The organism is Microbacterium sp. TNHR37B (genome assembly GCF_001620065.1).
Classification (GTDB): Bacteria; Actinomycetota; Actinomycetes; order Actinomycetales; family Microbacteriaceae; genus Microbacterium.
In genome coordinates this window covers 1,173,404-1,190,813 of the sequence record NZ_LQGV01000001.1, presented here as the reverse complement: position 1 = coordinate 1,190,813, position 17,410 = coordinate 1,173,404, and the positions used below count along the sequence as shown (strand labels likewise).

At 69.5% G+C, this 17,410-nt stretch carries 20 protein-coding genes and 1 pseudogene; 16 read left to right on the top strand and 5 right to left on the bottom strand.

Going from position 1 to position 17,410, the window contains the following annotated elements; all coding sequences use genetic code 11:
- Nucleotides 1-130: 130 nt before the first annotated feature.
- Together AVP41_RS05740 and AVP41_RS05735 are read left to right on the top strand one after the other, a co-directional pair.
- The gene (locus tag AVP41_RS05740; protein ID WP_067161987.1) at nucleotides 131-376 is read left to right on the top strand and encodes a hypothetical protein; all 246 of its coding nucleotides are present in this window, start codon (nucleotides 131-133) and stop codon (nucleotides 374-376) included.
- A complete protein-coding gene (locus tag AVP41_RS05735; RefSeq protein ID WP_067161984.1) occupies nucleotides 373-1,362 on the top strand; it encodes an SRPBCC family protein in 990 nt (329 codons plus the stop codon). Before AVP41_RS05740 ends, AVP41_RS05735 begins: the two co-directional genes overlap by 4 nt.
- 21 nt (nucleotides 1,363-1,383) lie before the next feature.
- On the opposite strand, the gene AVP41_RS05730 is transcribed toward AVP41_RS05735, so the two are convergent.
- On the bottom strand, nucleotides 1,384-2,088 hold the full coding sequence (locus AVP41_RS05730; RefSeq protein WP_067161981.1) for a TetR/AcrR family transcriptional regulator: 705 nt from the start codon (nucleotides 2,086-2,088) through the stop codon (nucleotides 1,384-1,386).
- Between the two features lie 110 nt (nucleotides 2,089-2,198).
- Here AVP41_RS05730 and AVP41_RS05725 point away from each other — a divergent pair, with 110 nt between their 5' ends.
- The 4 genes from AVP41_RS05725 to AVP41_RS05710 all read left to right on the top strand — a co-directional run bounded on the left by AVP41_RS05725 (nucleotide 2,199) and on the right by AVP41_RS05710 (nucleotide 5,347).
- A complete protein-coding gene (locus AVP41_RS05725) occupies nucleotides 2,199-2,534 on the top strand; it encodes a nuclear transport factor 2 family protein (protein WP_067161978.1) in 336 nt (111 codons plus the stop codon).
- Between the two features lie 51 nt (nucleotides 2,535-2,585).
- Complete coding sequence (locus AVP41_RS05720; protein WP_067161973.1) at nucleotides 2,586-3,713, top strand: low temperature requirement protein A; 1,128 nt, start codon at nucleotides 2,586-2,588, stop codon at nucleotides 3,711-3,713.
- A 78-nt stretch (nucleotides 3,714-3,791) separates the two neighbouring features.
- Nucleotides 3,792-4,475, top strand: coding sequence for a transketolase (locus tag AVP41_RS05715; RefSeq protein ID WP_067161970.1), 684 nt, complete (start codon nucleotides 3,792-3,794; stop codon nucleotides 4,473-4,475).
- Nucleotides 4,475-5,347: a transketolase family protein gene (locus AVP41_RS05710; protein WP_067161966.1), complete on the top strand. Its 873-nt coding sequence runs from the start codon at nucleotides 4,475-4,477 to the stop codon at nucleotides 5,345-5,347. The genes AVP41_RS05715 and AVP41_RS05710 overlap by 1 nt, the downstream gene beginning before the upstream one ends.
- Here AVP41_RS05710 and soxR read toward each other — a convergent pair.
- Nucleotides 5,342-5,827, bottom strand: coding sequence for a redox-sensitive transcriptional activator SoxR (gene soxR, locus AVP41_RS05705; RefSeq protein WP_067161962.1), 486 nt, complete (start codon nucleotides 5,825-5,827; stop codon nucleotides 5,342-5,344). The two genes, AVP41_RS05710 and soxR, sit on opposite strands and share 6 nt — an antisense overlap.
- A gap of 136 nt (nucleotides 5,828-5,963) precedes the next feature.
- Between soxR and AVP41_RS05700 the strand changes: the two genes are divergently transcribed.
- Genes AVP41_RS05700 through AVP41_RS05680 form a run of 5 tightly spaced genes read left to right on the top strand, consistent with a single transcriptional unit; the run spans nucleotide 5,964 to nucleotide 11,654 of the window.
- Complete coding sequence (locus AVP41_RS05700; RefSeq protein ID WP_067161959.1) at nucleotides 5,964-7,532, top strand: carboxyl transferase domain-containing protein; 1,569 nt, start codon at nucleotides 5,964-5,966, stop codon at nucleotides 7,530-7,532.
- A 5-nt stretch (nucleotides 7,533-7,537) separates the two neighbouring features.
- Nucleotides 7,538-9,523, top strand: a complete 1,986-nt coding sequence (locus tag AVP41_RS05695) for an ATP-binding protein (protein ID WP_082829100.1) — start codon at nucleotides 7,538-7,540, stop codon at nucleotides 9,521-9,523.
- Complete coding sequence (locus AVP41_RS05690) at nucleotides 9,516-10,043, top strand: MaoC family dehydratase (RefSeq protein WP_067161954.1); 528 nt, start codon at nucleotides 9,516-9,518, stop codon at nucleotides 10,041-10,043. The genes AVP41_RS05695 and AVP41_RS05690 overlap by 8 nt, the downstream gene beginning before the upstream one ends.
- Nucleotides 10,040-10,633 (top strand): TetR/AcrR family transcriptional regulator, encoded by a 594-nt coding sequence (locus AVP41_RS05685; protein WP_231902671.1) that lies wholly within the window; start codon nucleotides 10,040-10,042, stop codon nucleotides 10,631-10,633. The genes AVP41_RS05690 and AVP41_RS05685 overlap by 4 nt, the downstream gene beginning before the upstream one ends.
- A gap of 58 nt (nucleotides 10,634-10,691) precedes the next feature.
- Nucleotides 10,692-11,654: a DMT family transporter gene (locus tag AVP41_RS05680; RefSeq protein WP_067161950.1), complete on the top strand. Its 963-nt coding sequence runs from the start codon at nucleotides 10,692-10,694 to the stop codon at nucleotides 11,652-11,654.
- Between the two features lie 231 nt (nucleotides 11,655-11,885).
- On the opposite strand, the pseudogene AVP41_RS05675 reads toward AVP41_RS05680, so the two are convergent.
- Both AVP41_RS05675 and msrB read right to left on the bottom strand, forming a co-directional pair.
- Nucleotides 11,886-12,449 (bottom strand): annotated as a pseudogene (locus AVP41_RS05675) (nitroreductase family protein); the annotation flags it as partial.
- On the bottom strand, nucleotides 12,446-12,847 hold the full coding sequence (gene msrB / locus AVP41_RS05670; protein ID WP_067161946.1) for a peptide-methionine (R)-S-oxide reductase MsrB: 402 nt from the start codon (nucleotides 12,845-12,847) through the stop codon (nucleotides 12,446-12,448). The gene msrB and the pseudogene AVP41_RS05675, both read right to left, overlap by 4 nt.
- Nucleotides 12,848-12,951: 104 nt before the next feature.
- Between msrB and AVP41_RS05665 the strand changes: the two genes are divergently transcribed.
- From AVP41_RS05665 to groL, 5 genes are all read left to right on the top strand, one after another.
- Nucleotides 12,952-13,203: a DUF3263 domain-containing protein gene (locus AVP41_RS05665; RefSeq protein WP_067161943.1), complete on the top strand. Its 252-nt coding sequence runs from the start codon at nucleotides 12,952-12,954 to the stop codon at nucleotides 13,201-13,203.
- Between the two features lie 9 nt (nucleotides 13,204-13,212).
- Nucleotides 13,213-13,788 (top strand): LytR C-terminal domain-containing protein, encoded by a 576-nt coding sequence (locus tag AVP41_RS05660; RefSeq protein WP_231902670.1) that lies wholly within the window; start codon nucleotides 13,213-13,215, stop codon nucleotides 13,786-13,788.
- Nucleotides 13,789-13,923: 135 nt separating this feature from the next.
- Nucleotides 13,924-14,130: a cold-shock protein gene (locus AVP41_RS05655; protein ID WP_067161936.1), complete on the top strand. Its 207-nt coding sequence runs from the start codon at nucleotides 13,924-13,926 to the stop codon at nucleotides 14,128-14,130.
- A gap of 28 nt (nucleotides 14,131-14,158) precedes the next feature.
- Nucleotides 14,159-15,202 carry a DUF3048 domain-containing protein gene (locus AVP41_RS05650; RefSeq protein ID WP_067161932.1) on the top strand — a complete coding sequence of 348 codons (1,044 nt, stop codon included), beginning with the start codon at nucleotides 14,159-14,161 and terminating at the stop codon, nucleotides 15,200-15,202.
- A gap of 141 nt (nucleotides 15,203-15,343) precedes the next feature.
- On the top strand, nucleotides 15,344-16,963 hold the full coding sequence (gene groL, locus AVP41_RS05645; protein WP_067161928.1) for a chaperonin GroEL: 1,620 nt from the start codon (nucleotides 15,344-15,346) through the stop codon (nucleotides 16,961-16,963).
- A gap of 87 nt (nucleotides 16,964-17,050) precedes the next feature.
- Here the strand turns inward: groL and AVP41_RS05640 are convergent, their stop codons facing one another.
- A complete protein-coding gene (locus AVP41_RS05640) occupies nucleotides 17,051-17,338 on the bottom strand; it encodes a WXG100 family type VII secretion target (protein ID WP_067161925.1) in 288 nt (95 codons plus the stop codon).
- Nucleotides 17,339-17,410 lie beyond the last annotated feature (72 nt).

Genomic DNA, 17,410 nt, shown 5'->3' with positions numbered 1-17,410 from the left:
CCAGCGACTCGAGGTAGGCGACGCGACCGTACCCCTCCGCGGAGGTACGTATTCCTCTCCTGTGCCCGTCCCTCGCAGAAGCGAGCAACCTGAGTTGACAGAGTCCAGGCTAGCAACGTAGGTTGACAGCATGGAGTCTTCACGAGTGGCAGCCGTCGCTGCCGACACGAGTGACCCGAAGGCGGGATTGCGTGCCGTGGCATCGCTGCGCGTCTTGGCGGACGCGCTGGAGCTTCGGCAGGTCGAGGCGGCTTTGCGGTCGGGAATGACGTGGCAGGAGATCGCCGACGCCCTCGGAGTGACCCGGCAAGCCGCTCACAAGAAGCACGCCAAACGCGTCGACCCCACGATCCTCAACCCCAGGAGAACCACATGAGCAAGTTCGTTCGCGCGGCCCAGACCAGCCAGTCACTGTCGCTGGTGGCTATGGAGGAGGCCTCCCGGCTGGGAGTGCGCGAGGCCGACATCGAGCACCTCCTGCTCGCACTGGTCCTGAATGATCAGAAGGCCGGACGGGCGCTTCGAGGTCTCGGCGTCGACATCGAGGCCGCACGGCAGGCAGTGGCCGAGCAGCACGACACTCACCTCGCGTCGCTCGGCATCGATGCCGAGTTCCCCGCTCCCGGGCGCATCGTGTTTCACGAGACCGACGGATATCAGTGGCGCAAGCGCGCCTCCGACCTGCTCGCGCGCTCGGCCGGCATGGGCCGTGATGGTGACGCGGGTGCGGTGCTGCGAGAGCTCCTCATTGAGCCCAGCGGACTCATCGTCGAGATCCTGGAGCGTCTCGACGTGACACCTCAGCACGTGCAGGCCGAACTCGACCGCCTCGACGCGGCCCCGGCGTCCGGGGGAGTGCGCGAGGAAGTGGGCAGGGGGAGGGTGTCGGGTTCGACGGAGACGTTCGTCCCGGCGCCGATCGCCGATGTCTGGGAGTTCCTCACCGATGTCTCCCGCGTGCCGGATTGGGACGTCAGTGTCGGATCCATCGATCACGTCGAGCGTGGGGGAGCCCCCGGGAGCGTCTGGGAGGGCCGCGCACCGCACGAGCGCCCGGACGGCCGGCGACTCAAGCTCAAGCCGCAGTACCGTCGCCGCGTCATCGAGCTCGTGGAGGCCGACGCGCCCGACCGTGTCACCTGGCGGTCCTCCTACCCCGACGTCGCCCATCGCGGCCCGACGCAGACGACGTTCGTTCTGGCCCCCACCACGGGGGGAACTCAGATCACGATCACGACCTCGTGGGCCCGCTCCCGTGGATGGAGGCGCGTCGTCGGTGTCCCCCTCCGCCCGATCGTGAAGTTCATCGTCTGGCTCTCCCTGTTCCAGACCGGCGGCGCCGTCAGTCGCGCGTTCCGCTGAGACCGGCTCCGTCGGACGCGGTTACTGCCCGGCTTCCGCCGTCGCCGACGCGAGGCGCTGGAGCCACGAGGACAACAGTGCCGTCTCGGCCGTGCCCAGCACGTCGGGATGCGCGTTGGCGAGTTCGAGGACGCGGTGGATGTGCTCGGGGGCCGAGTGCGCCGTGGAGGAGCTGCCCGTGATGGCCGCGATGGCGCCTTCCCGCACGGCGACCGAGAGGGCGCGATCCTCCGTAGCGAGGATGATCTGCCGCAGCGTGACGCCGATGTTGGTGACGAGGATGTGTGCCGCCGCCTGCCCGGGATCCACCGCGAGGCGCCCCTGTGCGGCAGCGCGGGCGGTGAGCGCGCGCAGGAGCTCGCTCGGGCGGGCCTGCGGCGCGGGGGAGTGCCCCGGGTGCACGGTGCCGTACATCAGCGTGTAGAACCCGGGGTTCGCGAGGCCGAACGCGACGTGGGCATCCCACCCCGCGCGGATGTCCTGGATGGGGTCGCCGGTGCTCTCGATCGAGGAGTTCTCCGCCAGGTAGAGGTCGAAGCCTCGTTCGATGACGGCGTCGATCAGCCCCTGCTTGTTGCCGAAGAAGTGGTACAAGGTGGGCATCTTGACCCCGACGGCCGCACAGATCGCCCGGAGCGAGACATCCTCGCCCGGCGCTGCAGCGATCATCTCGGCGGCCGTCTCCAGCAGCCGGGTGCGCGTATCGCCTCGCGCCTCGTCTGTCATATCGCTATATTAATCCGTATCGTCGATATGGGTGGGTGTGCTGCTGGCACACGGGCGCGTGTCGGCCATGATGGATCCACCGCGCGGGGGCGCGGGGAGGGGGACAGAATATGAGTGATGTCATCGATGTGCCGGCGCCGGTCAGGGCGTTCGTCGAGGCCATCAATGCCGCCGACACCGAAGCGTTCGTCCAGGTGTTCGCGCCCGAGGGCGCCGTGGACGACTGGGGCACGCGCTACACCGGTCACGACGGAGTGCGCCGCTGGGCCGGCTCCGACGCGATCGGTGCGGGGGCCCGTATGACCCTCCTCTCCGCCACGACCGAGGGGGACACCACGACGGTGCGCTTCGACTGGAGGAGCCGCGTGTTCAACGGTGAGTCCACCGGGATCTTCGTCTCCCGCGACGGGCGCCTCGTCAGCTTCACCATCCCGCCCGAGCACTGACCCGTGGCCATGCCTTCCGTACCGGCTTCTCCTGCCCGCGTCCTTCGGCGCATGACCGGACGCGACCCGCACGAGAGCGGACGCACCGCCAGCCCGCTCGAGCTCTTCTTCGACCTCGTGTTCGTCGTGGCCGTCTCCTTCTCGTCCGTGCAGCTGCACCACATGGAGGCCGATGGGCACCTCGGCGCGGGCGTCCTCGGGTACCTCATGGTGTTCTTCGCGGTCTGGTGGTCGTGGATGAACTTCACGTGGTTCGCCACCTCGTTCGACACGGATGACGTTCCCTATCGTCTCCTCACGTTCGTGCAGATGGCCGGTGTGCTGGTCGTCGCCTCCGGCGCCGCCGATGCGATGGAGCACCACGACTTCACCGTCATCACCCTGGGCTATGTCATCATGCGGCTCGCCATGGTTACCCAGTGGCTGCGCGTCGCTGTCACCACCCCGCGATTCCGAGTGACAGCGCTGCGCTACGCCGGCGGGATCCTGGTGGTCCAGATCGCGTGGGTCATCCGCCTCCTTCTCCCCGAGGCGATCGGGTTCATCGGTTTCTTCGTCCTCGTCGCCGCCGAGATCGCGATTCCGGTCTGGGCGGAGTCGCACACCTCGACACCCCGGAATCCGCATCACATCACCGAGCGATACGGCCTGTTCACCCTCATCCTCCTCGGGGAGTCGATCCTCGCCTCGGCGAACGCCGTCGTCGAAGCCCTCGACCTCGGCGAGGCGGTTCCGGAGCTGCTCACCATCTCCGCCTCGGGACTGGTCATCGCCGCGGGAATGTGGTGGATCTACTTCTCCCGTGAGCACCACCACCACATCACGACGGTGCGATCATCCCTCGTCTACGGGTACTCCCACTACTTCATCTTCGCGGCGGCGGGAGCCTTCTCCGCCGGCATCGAGGTGATCATCGACATCAGCACGCACCACGCCGATACGGCGCCCCTGACCGCGGGGGCGACGCTCACGGTTCCCGTCGCGATCTTCATCCTCGGCATCTGGGCGTTGACGATCCGGCGCACTCTGGCGCCCGCGGGCAACGTGGGTGTGCTGGTCGCTGTCGTCCTCATCCTCGCGGCGACCTTCCTGCCGGGAGTGTGGGTCGTGATCGCGACCGCTGCCGGAACCGTCATCGCGGTGGTGGCCAGCCGGCGTCCCGTTTCCGAGCTCTCCTGAGAGGGCGCAGGGGCCGACAGGGGGTTCGCGACCGGTCGATTTGACCTCAACTTCAGTTGAGGTTTTAGCGTCGAGGGCATGCCTTCGACACTCCTGACATCACCCCCTCCCCGACTCCCCGACGCGCTCCTTCAGAGACTCCGCCGCGTCACGGGCGACGAGAAGCACGACGCCGCCGCGCATTCCACCCTCGACGTGCTCTGGGTGCTGCACGACCGGGTCCTTGACGCTCCGCGTGGTGACCGCTTTCTCCTCTCCAAGGGGCACGGGCCCGCCTCGTACTATGCGGTACTGGCGACCCTCGGGCTCATCCCCGATGCCTGGCTCGACGACCTCGGCGGTGTCGACTCGCCGCTCGGGCATCATCCGGACCGTCTGCTGATCCCGCCGGTGGAGATATCGAGCGGTTCCTTGGGCCATGGCCTGCCGATCGCCGTCGGGTTGGCGCGGGGGCTCGACATCCGCGGCGAGTCCGGCCGGGTCTTCGTGCTCGTCGGCGATGCCGAGCTCGACGAGGGCAGTAACCATGAGGCGATTGCCGTTGCTGCCCGGTGGTCGCTGGGACGGCTCCACTGCATCGTCGTCGACAACGCCTCGGCCTCCTGGGGATGGCCCGGAGGGATCTCCTCCCGTTTCGCCGTCGAGGGGTGGGCCACGACCGACGTCGACACGGCCGACCACGACGGGATCGCCGCGGCGCTCTCGGCGCAGGGGGATGGGCCCCGCGTCACGGTCGTCCACACCCTGGCCAAGGGGGCCTGATGCGTGCCCGGTTCTCCGACGTGATGTCGGACGTGCTCGTCCAGGACCCTCAGGCGGCTCTCGTCCTCGCCGATATCGGTCCGATCCGGCTCCTGGCCGGTACGCCGGCGGGGGAGCGCGTGGTGAACGTCGGCATCCGAGAGCAGGCCATGATCGGGGTGGCGGCCGGCCTCGCCCTCGCCGGACTCCGCCCCGTGGTCCACACCTATGCCCCGTTCCTCGTGGAGCGCCCGTTCGAGCAGATCAAACTCGACCTGTCGCATCAGGATCTGGGTGCTGTCCTCGTCTCCATCGGCGCCAGCTACGATGCCTCCGTCGAGGGGAGGACGCACCAGTGTCCGGGGGACGTCGCCCTGTTGTCCACGCTGCCGGACTGGCGTGTGCACACGCCCGGCCACCCCGATGAGGTCGAGGCGATCACCCGTGGCGCCGTCGCCGCCCGCGACCGGCAGTACATCCGCCTGTCCAGCCAGCAGAATGCGCATCCATTCCCCGCCGACGGATCGGTGCACGCGGTCCGGCAGGGGTCGGGGACCCTCCTGCTCGCGATCGGTCCGATGCTGGCTCCGGCGCTGGCGGCGACGAGCGACCTCGAGGTCGGCATCGCCTACACCTCCACGCCGCTTCCGCTCGACGCGGCAGGTCTTCGCCGCCTCGCCGACGGCTACGACCGCGTGCTCGTCCTCGAGCCGTTCCTGGAGGGAACCCTGGCCTACGCCGTATCGGCCGCGTTGCGGGGGCGCGGCCTCCGGATCGAGCACCTCGGGGTGGGCCACTCCGAGTGGCGCCATTACGGCACGCCGGCCGACCATTCCCGGTGGCACGGCCTCGACGCCGCGGGCATCAGGCGGCGCCTGTCCGCCTTCTCATGAGCGTTCCTCCCGCGCCGGGTCCGGTTCCGTCTCCACGACGGCGCGGATGCGGCGCGGGCCCGCGCCCTCGGCGGCCAACGCGTCGCCGGGATTGAGGAGATCGCAGGAGCGCATCGAGAGGCAGCCGCACCCGATGCATCCCACGAGCTCCCGTTCGAGCGCTTCGATGGCGGCCCGGCGCTCCTCGAGGCGGATCTTCCAGGCGCGCGACACGCGCCGCCAGTCGTCGCGGGTGGGCTCGGCTTCGGCGGGCAACGCGCGGAACACCTCTGCGACCTCGCTGAGGGGGATGCCGAGCCGCTTGGCGACGAGGATCAACGAGATCCGACGCAGCATATGTCGCGTGAAACGCCGCTGATTGCTCGCCGTGCGCGTGGAGGAGATCAGCCCTTCGCGCTCGTAGAAGTGCAGAGCCGAGACGGCGACGCCTGTGCGTGCGCTCACCTCGCCCACGGTCAGCAGGTCGTCGGAGCGTGGCACGCAGCCACTCTAGGTGGTGCCGGAGAGAGCGTGCGAACTCGGTGCCGGAGCCGCCCCGGACGCGACGATGGACAACACGGCAACGGGGCGGTAACGTGATTTCGGTTACCGAACGATAACCCGATGGAGAGTTGTCATGCCTGTCGTCGAGCGAGCGCACACCTACCGCGACCTCATCGATGACCTGCGGGAGCGGCGGGAGCGCATCGCCCGGGGCGGCCCGGCAGCGGCGCGCGAACGCCACACGGCGCGGGGCAAGCTCCTCGCCCGCGACCGCATCGATGCGCTCCTGGACCGGGGGAGCCCGTTCTTGGAGATTGCTCCGCTCGCCGGCTACGACCTCTACGGTGGGGAGTGCCCGTCGGGCGGTGTCGTCGCGGGCATCGGGCTGGTGCACGGCAGGCACGTGCTCGTCGTCGCCAACGACGCCACCGTCAAAGGCGGCAGCTACTACCCGATCACCGTGAAGAAGCACCTCCGCGCACAGGAGATCGCGGCCGAGAACCGCCTCCCGTGCATCTACCTGGTGGACTCGGGCGGCGCGTTCCTGCCGATGCAAGACGAGGTCTTTCCCGACAGGGACCACTTCGGCCGCATCTTCTACAACCAGGCGCGCATGTCGCGCGACGGCATCCCGCAGATCGCCGCCGTCCTCGGATCCTCCACGGCCGGCGGTGCGTATGTCCCGGCGATGAGCGACGAGACCGTGATCGTCCGCAACCAGGGGACGATCTTCCTCGGGGGGCCGCCCCTCGTGAAGGCGGCGACGGGCGAGGAGGTCTCCGCAGAAGACCTCGGCGGCGGAGTCGTCCACACGCGCGTCTCGGGCGTCGCCGACCACCTCGCCGACGACGACGAGCACGCCCTGGAGATCGTGCGGGGGATCGTGGCGACCCTTCCGCCGCCGGCGCACGCCGCCCCGTCCGCGCCCGCCGTCGACCCGGAGCTGCCGCCCGACGACCTCCTCGACATCGTGCCGGTCGAACTCACGGTGCCGTACGACGTGCGCGAGGTGATCCGGCGGATCGTCGACGCCGGCAGCATCCACGAGTTCAAGGCGGAGTACGGCCCGACGCTCGTCACCGCATTCGCCCGCCTCCACGGGCACCGTGTCGGGGTCGTCGCGAACAACGGTGTGCTCTTCGGCGAGTCGGCGCTCAAAGGAGCCCACTTCGTGCAGCTGTGCGACCAACGCGGCATCCCCCTCGTGTTCCTGCAGAACATCACCGGGTTCATGGTCGGGCGCGAATACGAGGCAGGCGGTATCGCGAAACACGGGGCCAAGATGGTCAACGCCGTGGCCTGCGCCTCGGTGCCCAAGCTCACCGTCGTCATCGGCGGCTCGTTCGGCGCGGGCACGTACTCGATGTGCGGTCGGGCCTACTCGCCCCGGTTCCTGTGGCTCTGGCCCGGAGCCCGGGTGTCGGTGATGGGCGGGCCTCAGGCCGCCGCCGTCCTCTCCACGGTCCGACGAGACCAGTTGGAGGCGGCCGGGACGCCGTGGAGCACCGAGGAGCAGGAGGCCTTCGAGGCTCCGATCCGCGCGACCTACGAAGAGCAGGGGAACCCCTATTACTCGACGGCGCGCCTGTGGGACGACGGGATCATCGAGCCCGGACAGACCCGCGACGTCTTGGCCCTCGCCCTCGATGTCGTCCACCGCAGTCCCCACGAGGCGCCCGGCTACGGCGTCTTCCGGATGTGACGGCCGTGTTCGACACGATACTGATCGCCAACCGAGGCGAGATCGCCTGCCGGATCATTCGCACGCTCCGCGCGATGGGCATCCGCTCGGTCGCCGTGTACAGCGATGCCGACGCCGGAGCCCGGCACGTCCGACTCGCAGACGCCGCGGTGCGGATCGGTCCGTCCCCCGCCGCGCAGAGCTACCTCGATATCGATGCCGTGATCCGGGCCGCGCAGCAGACGGGCGCCGGTGCCATCCATCCCGGATACGGGTTCCTCTCCGAGAACGCTGCGTTCGCGCGGGCGTGTGCGGCGTCGGGCGTCGTCTTCATCGGGCCGGGGGTGGAAGCGCTGGAGACGATGGGTGACAAGATCACCGCGAAGGCCGCGGTCGCGAAGCGCGGGGTTCCGACCGTTCCCGGGGTCGCGGCACGCGGATGGACCGACGCCGACCTCGTGGCAGCCGCCCCGGAGGTGGGATATCCGCTGCTCATCAAGCCGTCGGCCGGGGGCGGAGGGAAGGGCATGCACGTTGTCGAGGAGCCCGCCGGGCTTCCCGCCGCGCTCGCCGCCGCGCGTCGTGAGGCGGCCGCGAGCTTCGGTGACGACACCCTGTTCCTCGAGCGGTATCTGCGCACCCCGCGTCACATCGAGGTGCAGGTGCTGGCCGATGGCCACGGCTCGGTGATCCACCTGGGCGAGCGGGAGTGCTCCGTGCAGCGGCGTCATCAGAAGGTCATCGAAGAGGCGCCGTCGCCGCTCCTGGACGACGCGACGCGCGAGCGGATCGGGCGCGCCGCCTGTGAGACCGCGCGAACCGTGGGATATCGCGGTGCGGGCACGGTGGAGTTCATCGTGTCGGCCGATGCGCCGGACGAGTTCTTCTTCATGGAGATGAACACGCGGCTGCAGGTGGAGCACCCCGTCACGGAAGAGGTCACCGGCATCGACCTCGTCGAGCAGCAGATACGGATCGCCGCAGGGGAGCCGCTGACGCTCACGCAGGAAGACATCGTGATCCGGGGGCACAGCATCGAGGCGCGCGTGTACGCGGAGGATCCGGCGACGGGCTTTCTTCCCACGGGTGGACGCGTCCTCGCCGTGCGGCATCCGTCGGGGCCCGGCGTGCGGGTCGATACCGCTCTGGAAGACGGGCTCGACGTCTCGGTCGACTACGACCCGATGCTCGCGAAAGTGATCGCCTGGGGTGTCGACCGCGACGAAGCGCGCTCGCGTCTGGTGGCGGCGCTGGCCGAGACGGCGGTTTTCGGGTTCCCGACGAACGTCGAGTTTCTCCGGCTGCTTCTGGAGCGGCCGGAAGTGGTCGCGGGAGACCTCGACACCGGGCTGATTGCCCGCGTGCTCCCGCATCTCTCCTTCGCTTCGCCGGACGATCGGGTCGTCGCGGAAGCGGCGCTCCTGCTCGACGCGCATCGCGGACGGGGCGACGGCAGCCCCTGGCAGCGGGCCGATGGCTGGAGGCTGGGCGCCTCCGCGCCGCGGCGGTACTTCCTCCGTGCCGGTGATCTTCGCCGCGTGGTCTCGCTCTCGGGGCCGGACGACGACCTGCGGGTCGACGGCGTTCCCAGCCGCGTTCGGCCGCGGCCCGGCGCCGAGGGAGCGTTCTCGGTCGAGATCGACGGATCCGCGCGCGCGATCGCGGCGTGCGTCGATCCCTGCGGCGTCTGGATCGCCGCCGGGGGCTCCGTCCTCCGGCTGGATCTTGCTCCCCGCGAGCGCGCCGCGCAGAGCGGGGAAGCCGCCGACCCGCTCATCGTGTCGCCCATGCCGGGCACGATCGTGCTGCTCTCTGTGGAAGAGGGCGGACGCGCGGAGGTCGGCGATCCCGTCGTCGTGGTGGAAGCGATGAAGATGGAACACGTCGTCCGGGCCGGCGTCGCCGGCATCGTCTCCCTGGAGGTGGCGGTGGGCGAGGTCGTCTCGCGTGGCCAGACCCTTGCCCGCGTGCGTCCCGACGACGACACACCCGGAGGAGAGCGGAATGAGTGACGACGGGGGCACCGCCCCGCGCATTGTGCAGCGCATCGTGCAGCGCGGACTGTACTTCGAGGAGTTGATCGAGGGGGCCGTCTACGTGCACGCCCCCGGGCGCACCGTGACGGAAGCCGACAACGTGCTGTTCACGACGCTGACGATGAACACACAGTCGCTGCATCTGGATGCTGCGTGGGCAGCGGAGACCGAGTTCGGAGAGCGCCTCGTGAACAGCATGTTCACCCTCTCGACGCTCGTCGGCCTCTCGGTGGCCCAGCTCACGCAGGGGACGATCGTGGCCAATCTCGGCTTTCGCGACGTTCGCTTCCCGGCCCCCGTGCGGGTGGGCGACACGCTCCGCGCGGAGACGCGCATCGCGAGCACGCGCCCGTCGAGATCACGGCCGGACCAGGGCATCGTCGAGTTCGCTCACACCATGCGCAACCAGGTCGGAGTCGTGGTCGCCGAGGCGATGCGGTCCGCACTCATGCAGCGGAAGCCGGGCACAGGCTCGGACCCGGAGCGCTCGCGGTGACCGCGCCGGCGGGGCGCGCACAGCAGAAGGCGAGCACGCGACAGTCGCTCATGCGAGCGGGCGCGCGCCTGTTCGCCGATCGGGGCTACGCCGCGGTCACCACGGTCGAGCTCGGCGATGCCGCCGGAGTGAGCGGCCCGGCGCTCTACAAGCACTTCTCCAGCAAGGAGGCGCTCCTGGTCGCCGTGCTCCTCGACGCGAGTGAGCGCCTCCTCGACGGTGGTCGTCTGATCCTCCAGCAGGCGTCGGCTCCGGCGGAGATGCTGCGGCAGCTGATCGCCTTCCACTTGGACTTCGCGACGAGCGAACCCGACGTCATCCGGCTGCAGGATCGGGAGCTCGCCCTCTTGCCCGTCGACGCGCGGCACACGGTGCGGCGTCTGCAGCGGGAGTACGTGCAGGAGTGGGACCGCGTGCTCGCGTCTCTGCGGCCCGAGATGAGCGAGGGTGAGCGGCAGACCCGCCTGCTCGCTACCTTCGGACTCCTCAACTCGACTCCGCACAGCGCGGTGCCCACGGGCGATCAGGCGGGGGTGATCCTCGCCGAGATGGCCGAGCACGCCCTGCTGGGGGAGGTCGCCGGGGCGTGACCCCTGCATCGGCGACGACCTCGACGCCGCCGGCGCGGCGGGGTCCTAGGCTCGACGGGTGAGCTCTGCGTCTCCGTCGCCCCGCCTTCCCGCAGCCGTCGCGCTGTCCGGAGCCGTCGTGGTGGGGATGATGACGGCGATCCAGGCGCGGATCAACGGCGAACTGGGGCTGCGCCTCGATGACGGGCTGGTCGCCGCCGCCATCTCGTTCGGCTCGGGTCTCCTGCTCCTGATCGCGCTGTCCGCCGCCCTCCCCGCGGGGCGCCGGGGATTCCGTGCCCTCGTCTCGGGGGTGCGCGAACGCTCGATCCCGTGGTGGATGCTCGCGGGAGGTGCCGCGGGCGCTCTCACCGTCGCGACGCAGGGCCTCGCGGTCGCCGTGATCGGAGTGTCCCTGTTCACGGTCGGGGTCGTTGCCGGCCAGACGGTCAACGGGCTCGTGCTCGACCGCGCCGGGTACGGACCCGCGGGGGTCGTGGCCGTCACCGTCCCGCGGCTGATCGGCGGGGCGCTCGCGCTCGTCGCCGTCGGGGTCTCCCTCCAAGGCGATGTGCTCCAGCGGATCCCGCTGTGGATGCTGCTGCTGCCGCTCGTGGCCGGCGTCGGCATCGCGTGGCAGCAGGCGACCAATGGACGCCTGCGTCAGCGCGTGGGGACCCCGCTCACCGCGACGCTCGTCAACTTCATCGGGGGAACGATCCTCCTTTTCGCCGCCGCGGTCGTCAGCGTGCTGTGGCGGGGAGCGCCGGACGTCGTCCCCACCGAGCCCTGGCTCTACGTGGGCGGGGCGATCGGCGTGTTCTACATCTTCCTGTCGGCGGCCCTCGTCGTGCACACCGGCGTCCTGCTCCTCGGGCTCGGAACGGTTGCCGGTCAGCTGTTGACGGCGCTCGTGATCGACGTCGTCTGGCCGGCGAGCTCCGGCCCCGGCTGGGCGGTGGAGCTCCTCATGGTCACGGTCGCCCTCGCCTCCGTGGTCGTCGCCGCAGCGCCGTGGCGTGCGCGCCGAGCTCGCAGCTGAGCGGAGGTCTCATCCCGCCCGCGACGCCTCGGCGTTCTTCTTCGCCTTCTTCGCCGCCTTCTTGGCCTTCTTCCTGGCCTTCTTGGCGTTCTTCGTCTTCTTCTCGCCGGAGGCTTTCGGCGTCTTCGCGCTCGTCGTGCCGGGCGACTTCTTCGACGCCTCCTTCTCCGACGGCTTCGTGTCGTTCGAGGCGTCGGGGCCCGCGGGGTCGTCGACAGGGGAGAGCGGGACGGGCATGCGGGTGAGGAGGGCTCGGGCGTCGATCGGCTTCCGCCGTCCGGGGCGGGCGTTCGCGGGCTTGCCCCCGACGTACAGCCACCCCAGAAGCTCCTCATCCGCGGACAGCCCGTGCGCCTCGGCGACCGCGCGGTCGCGCGTGTAATGGCCGGTGCGCCAGATGACGCCCCAGCCGGCCTCGTCGAGAAGCAGGCTCAGCACGTGCGCCACGCCGGATGCCACGGCTTCCTGCTCCCAGCGCGGCACCTTCTCGCTCGGCCGATAGCTGGCGACCACCGCGATCAGCAGGGGGGCGCGCAGCGGCTTGGTCGAGGGGCGGTCGTCTCCCTGGGCGGTGGCGATCGCGGCGCCGAGCCGTTCCCGGTCGGCGCCGCGAAGCTCGATGAGCCGCCACGGGCGGAGCGCGGAGTGATCGGCGACCCGCCCCGCCGCGGCGACGAGGGAGACGAGCTCCGTCCGGGTCGGCGCGGCATCGGTCACCTTCGACCAGGAACGCCGCGCGCGCACCGCGGACAGCGCGCCGCGCTCGGTCGTCTCGGAGGGTGAGCCGGCCGTCATGACTCGGGGCTGAACGACAGCGACAGCGAGTTCATGCAGTAGCGGTCACCGGTGGGCGTTCCGAACCCGTCGGGAAAGACGTGCCCGAGGTGCGATCCGCAGGCGGCGCAGCGCACCTCGGTGCGCACCATGCCGTGGCTGCGGTCTTCGATCAGCTCGACGGCGTCGGGGCGGATCGACTCGTAGAAGCTCGGCCACCCGCAGTGCGAGTCGAACTTCGTACCGCTCTTGAAGAGCTCCGCGCCGCAGGCGGCGCAGGTGTAAAGGCCTGCGCGGCTCTCATCGAGAAGTTCGCCCGTCCATGCCCGCTCGGTCCCGGCCTGCCGGAGGACGGCGTACTGCTCCGGGGTCAGCTCCTCGCGCCACTGCTCGTCGGTCTTGGTCACGCGATAGTTCATGTCGACTCCTTAGGTCCACTCCATTCAACCCGACCGGGCCCCGACATGTTCCTGCCCCGGGTGTGGCTCCGCGCGCTGCCCCGGCCGGCGCTTAGCCTGAAGACATGGCCCTGTCCGACCGCGACCGATCGATCCTCGACTTCGAGGCGCGGTGGCCGCGGCATTCGGCGTCCAAGGAAGAGGCCATCCGATCGGAGCTGGCGGTGACCCCCGCCCGCTATTACCAGTTGCTGGGCCGCTTGGTCGACGATCGCGACGCTCTCGCCCACGACCCGCTTCTCCTGCACCGCTTGCGTCGCCAGCGCGACCGTCGCGTTCGGGCGACCGCGGCGGAGGCGCTCAGCCTCGGCCGATAGCATTCTCTGGTGCAGACTCATCCGACCGACCGATTCGACGAGCTGCCCCCCGCTTCTTCTCGCGACGCCCGTCGTGTGGGCGCACACCGGGCGGAGCAGCCGCGTATCCGCCGGGGACGCGTGTGGCTGTGGGCGGCGATCGCCACGGTGGTGCTCGTGGCCGCAGGCGTCACCGGCACGCTGTGGGCCGGGGGAACGTTCGGCCCGGGACCGGCAGCGTCGACGGCGGCAGCGCCGCGGGAGCCGGCCGAGCCGACCGTGGACACGTCGTACACCGTCCTGATCCTCAATGCCACTCCGCAGGAGGGACTGGGGAGCACGCTCAGCGCCGATGTGGTCGCGGCCGGATGGAAGGCCGCCGATGTCAGCGTCGGTGACGCGGGCGAGCACGACTTCGCCCAGACCACCGTGTTCTACGCCCGCGAAGACGACGAAGGCGCCGCCCGTGGACTGGCGGAGGCCATCGGCAATGCCGAGGTGGAGTTCAGCCAGGCCTATCAGGACGGCGACGATGCGACCCTGCGACAGCTGGTCATCGTGATCGGCATGGACCGGGCCGACAGCACGGAGAGCTCCACTCCCTGAGGCCGCGGATGCGCTCGTGTTTCGCGCGTGTGAAGACTTCGATGCGCCGATGTCAACAGTTGCCGGAACGGCCTGATCGGGCGCTGAGGCGTCGTTAGCATTGCGACGTCCCACCGCAGCTTCAGGAGCAAGATCATGACCCAGGGAACCGTCAAGTGGTTCAACGCCGAGAAGGGCTTCGGCTTCATCACCGTCGCCGGAGACCAGGACGTCTTCGTCCACTACTCCAACATCGAGATGTCCGGTTTCCGTGTGCTGGAGGAAGGTCAGACCGTCGAGTTCACCGTCGGCACGGGGCAGAAGGGCCCGCAGGCCGAGTCGGTCCGCGTGGTCACGGTCTGATCCGCACGCCCTCGGCTATCCTGCCCAGGTGAGCCTTCCCCTGCGCGCCGTCTCGGCGCTCGCCGTTCTGGCCGTCTCCTCGGTGCTGTTGGTCGGCTGCGGTCCCGAACCCGAGACGGTCGCGTCGCCGACCGCCGCGCCGAGTACGACGACGGTCACTCCCACGCCGACACCGACGCCGACACCCACCACGGGAGTGTCGCCGCTTCGGGGGACCGTCGTCCCGCTCGATGAGATCACCGGCCCGGCGCTCGCCGCCAAGATCGACAACCACTGGGACGCGCGTCCGCAGTGGGGGCTCGAGCGCACGGACATCGTCTTCGAAGAGCTCGTCGAAGGCGGCATCACCCGCTACGTGGCGGTGTGGTTCTCCGACGTGCCGAAAGAGATCGGTCCGATCCGCAGCATCCGGCCCATGGACCCCGAGATCATCGGCCCCTTCAAGGGGATCATCGCCTTCTCCGGTGGCAAGCGACCCTTCATCGAGATGATCTGGGCCACCGATGTCCACGCCGCGATCCACGGGGGCAAGGACGGCGTGCACATGTTCCGGTCCAATCAGAAGCGGGCGCCGCACAACGTCGTCGTCAAGGCGCAGGAGCTCCGGAAGGCCTACAAGAAGCTCGCGCCGCCGAAGCAGCAGTTCGACTACGCCACCGCGGCCACACAGGCCTCGGCCGCCGCCGACGGGTCGAGCGCCAAAGGTCTCGACCTGGTGTTCTCCAGCGAGTCGCATCGTGCGTGGCGCTGGAGCGAGAAGGCGGGCGCCTACCTGCGGTCGCAGAGCGGTCGCAAGGACGTCGATTCCCACGGCACGCAGTTGCGGGCGACCAACGTCGTCACACTGACCGTCAAGGTCGACTACGGCACGGTGCCGCGTACCCGCCTGGTGGGCAAGGGGTCGGGAACGGTCTCGACCGGGGGGAAGACGCTGAAGATCAAGTGGTCGAAGAAGGACCGCGACTCCCGCATCGTGCTCACCGACTCCGACGGCGAGCCGGTGACGCTGGCCGCCGGCAACACGTGGGTCGAACTCGTCCCCGAGCGCGGATCGGTCGCGATCGTCAAGTGACGTTCTGACGCCGCGTTGCCGCGACGGCGGCACACCTCCCACGCGGCTTGCACTCGGCATGGTCGAGTGCCAGAATGATTTAGCACTCGCTATCAGTGAGTGCTAAAGACATCGCCTACGTCCGGGAGGGACGACACACACATGGCAAAGATCATCGCTTTCGACGAGGAGGCCCGTCGCGGCCTCGAGCGCGGCCTCAACATCCTGGCCGACGCCGTCAAGGTGACGCTCGGCCCCCGCGGCCGCAACGTCGTGCTCGAGAAGAAGTGGGGCGCCCCCACCATCACGAACGACGGCGTCTCGATCGCCAAGGAGATCGAACTCGACGAGCCCTTCGAGAAGATCGGTGCGGAGCTCGTCAAGGAGGTCGCCAAGAAGACCGACGACGTCGCCGGTGACGGAACCACCACCGCGACGGTGCTCGCTCAGGCGCTCGTGCGTGAGGGCCTGCGCAACGTCGCGGCCGGCGCCGACCCCATCTCCCTGAAGAAGGGCATCGAGAAGGCCGTCAAGGCCATCTCCGACGAGCTGCTCGCTTCCGCCAAGGAGGTCGAGACCAAGGAAGAGATCGCCGCGACTGCCTCCATCTCCGCTGCTGACCCCGAGATCGGCGAGCTGATCGCCGAGGCGATCGACAAGGTCGGCAAGGAGGGCGTCGTCACCGTCGAGGAGTCGCAGACCTTCGGCACCGAACTCGAGCTCACCGAGGGCATGCGCTTCGACAAGGGCTACATCAACCCCTACTTCGTCACGGACCCCGACCGTCAGGAAGCCGTGTTCGAGGACCCGTACATCCTGATCGCGAACCAGAAGATCTCCAACATCAAGGACCTTCTGCCGATCGTCGACAAGGTGATCCAGGACGGCAAGGAGCTCGTCATCATCGCCGAGGACGTCGAGGGCGAGGCGCTCGCAACGCTCGTGCTCAACAAGATCCGCGGCATCTTCAAGTCGGTCGCCGTCAAGGCGCCGGGCTTCGGCGACCGCCGCAAGGCGCAGCTGCAGGACATCGCGATCCTCACCGGCGGCCAGGTCATCACCGAAGAGGTGGGCCTCAAGCTCGAGAACGCGACGCTGGACCTCCTCGGCCGCGCGCGCAAGGTCATCGTCACGAAGGACGAGACCACGATCGTCGAGGGTGCCGGTGACTCGGCTCAGATCGAGGGTCGCGTGACCCAGATCAAGCGCGAGATCGACAACACCGACAGCGACTACGACCGCGAGAAGCTCCAGGAGCGCCTCGCCAAGCTCGCCGGTGGCGTCGCCGTCATCAAGGCGGGCGCGGCCACCGAGGTCGAGCTCAAGGAGCGCAAGCACCGCATCGAGGACGCCGTCCGCAACGCCAAGGCGGCCGTCGAGGAGGGCATCGTCCCCGGTGGTGGCGTGGCGCTCATCCAGGCGGGCAAGAAGGCGTTCGACTCGCTCGAGCTCGTCGGTGACGAGGCGACCGGTGCGAACATCGTCAAGGTCGCGATCGAGGCTCCGCTCAAGCAGATCGCCCTCAACGCGGGTCTCGAGCCCGGCGTCGTGGCCAACAAGGTGGGCGAGCTCCCCGTCGGCCAGGGCCTGAACGCGGCCACGGGCGAGTACGTCGACATGTTCGCCGCGGGCATCATCGACCCGGCCAAGGTCACGCGTTCCGCGCTGCAGAACGCGGCGTCGATCGCGGGTCTGTTCCTCACCACCGAGGCCGTCGTGGCGGACAAGCCCGAGAAGGTCGCGGCTCCGGCCGGCGACCCGACCGGTGGCATGGACTTCTGATCCCACGCGACACACGAGACAGCGGGGCCTCTCCTTCGGGAGGGGCCCCGCTGTCGTGTGCGCGGTGTGCCGGTCGATCCCGGTGCGTCAGCGGAACACGCCGGTCGCCGCCGTCTCGGTCTGCGCGTACTGGTCGCCGACACGCCCCAGAGCGGTGCTGATATCGGCCAGAGCGCTCTCGACCTCGCGCTGCGCCGCCCGCCACCGCTCGATCACGCCCTGGAAGGCGGTGGCGGCCGACCCCGTCCACGAGCCCTGCAGCTGCGTCAGCTGCCCCATCATCGCCGAGGTATCGGCCTGGAGCCGATCCGCGGTCGCCCGCACCGATGTGGTCGCGGCGAGCATGGCCTCGCTGTCGACGCTGAACACTGCCATCGTTTCCCCTTTCTTCCGGATGCGGTAACGCTAGACGGGTCCTGATCCCGCGCGAGGTCCCTCGGCGCACCG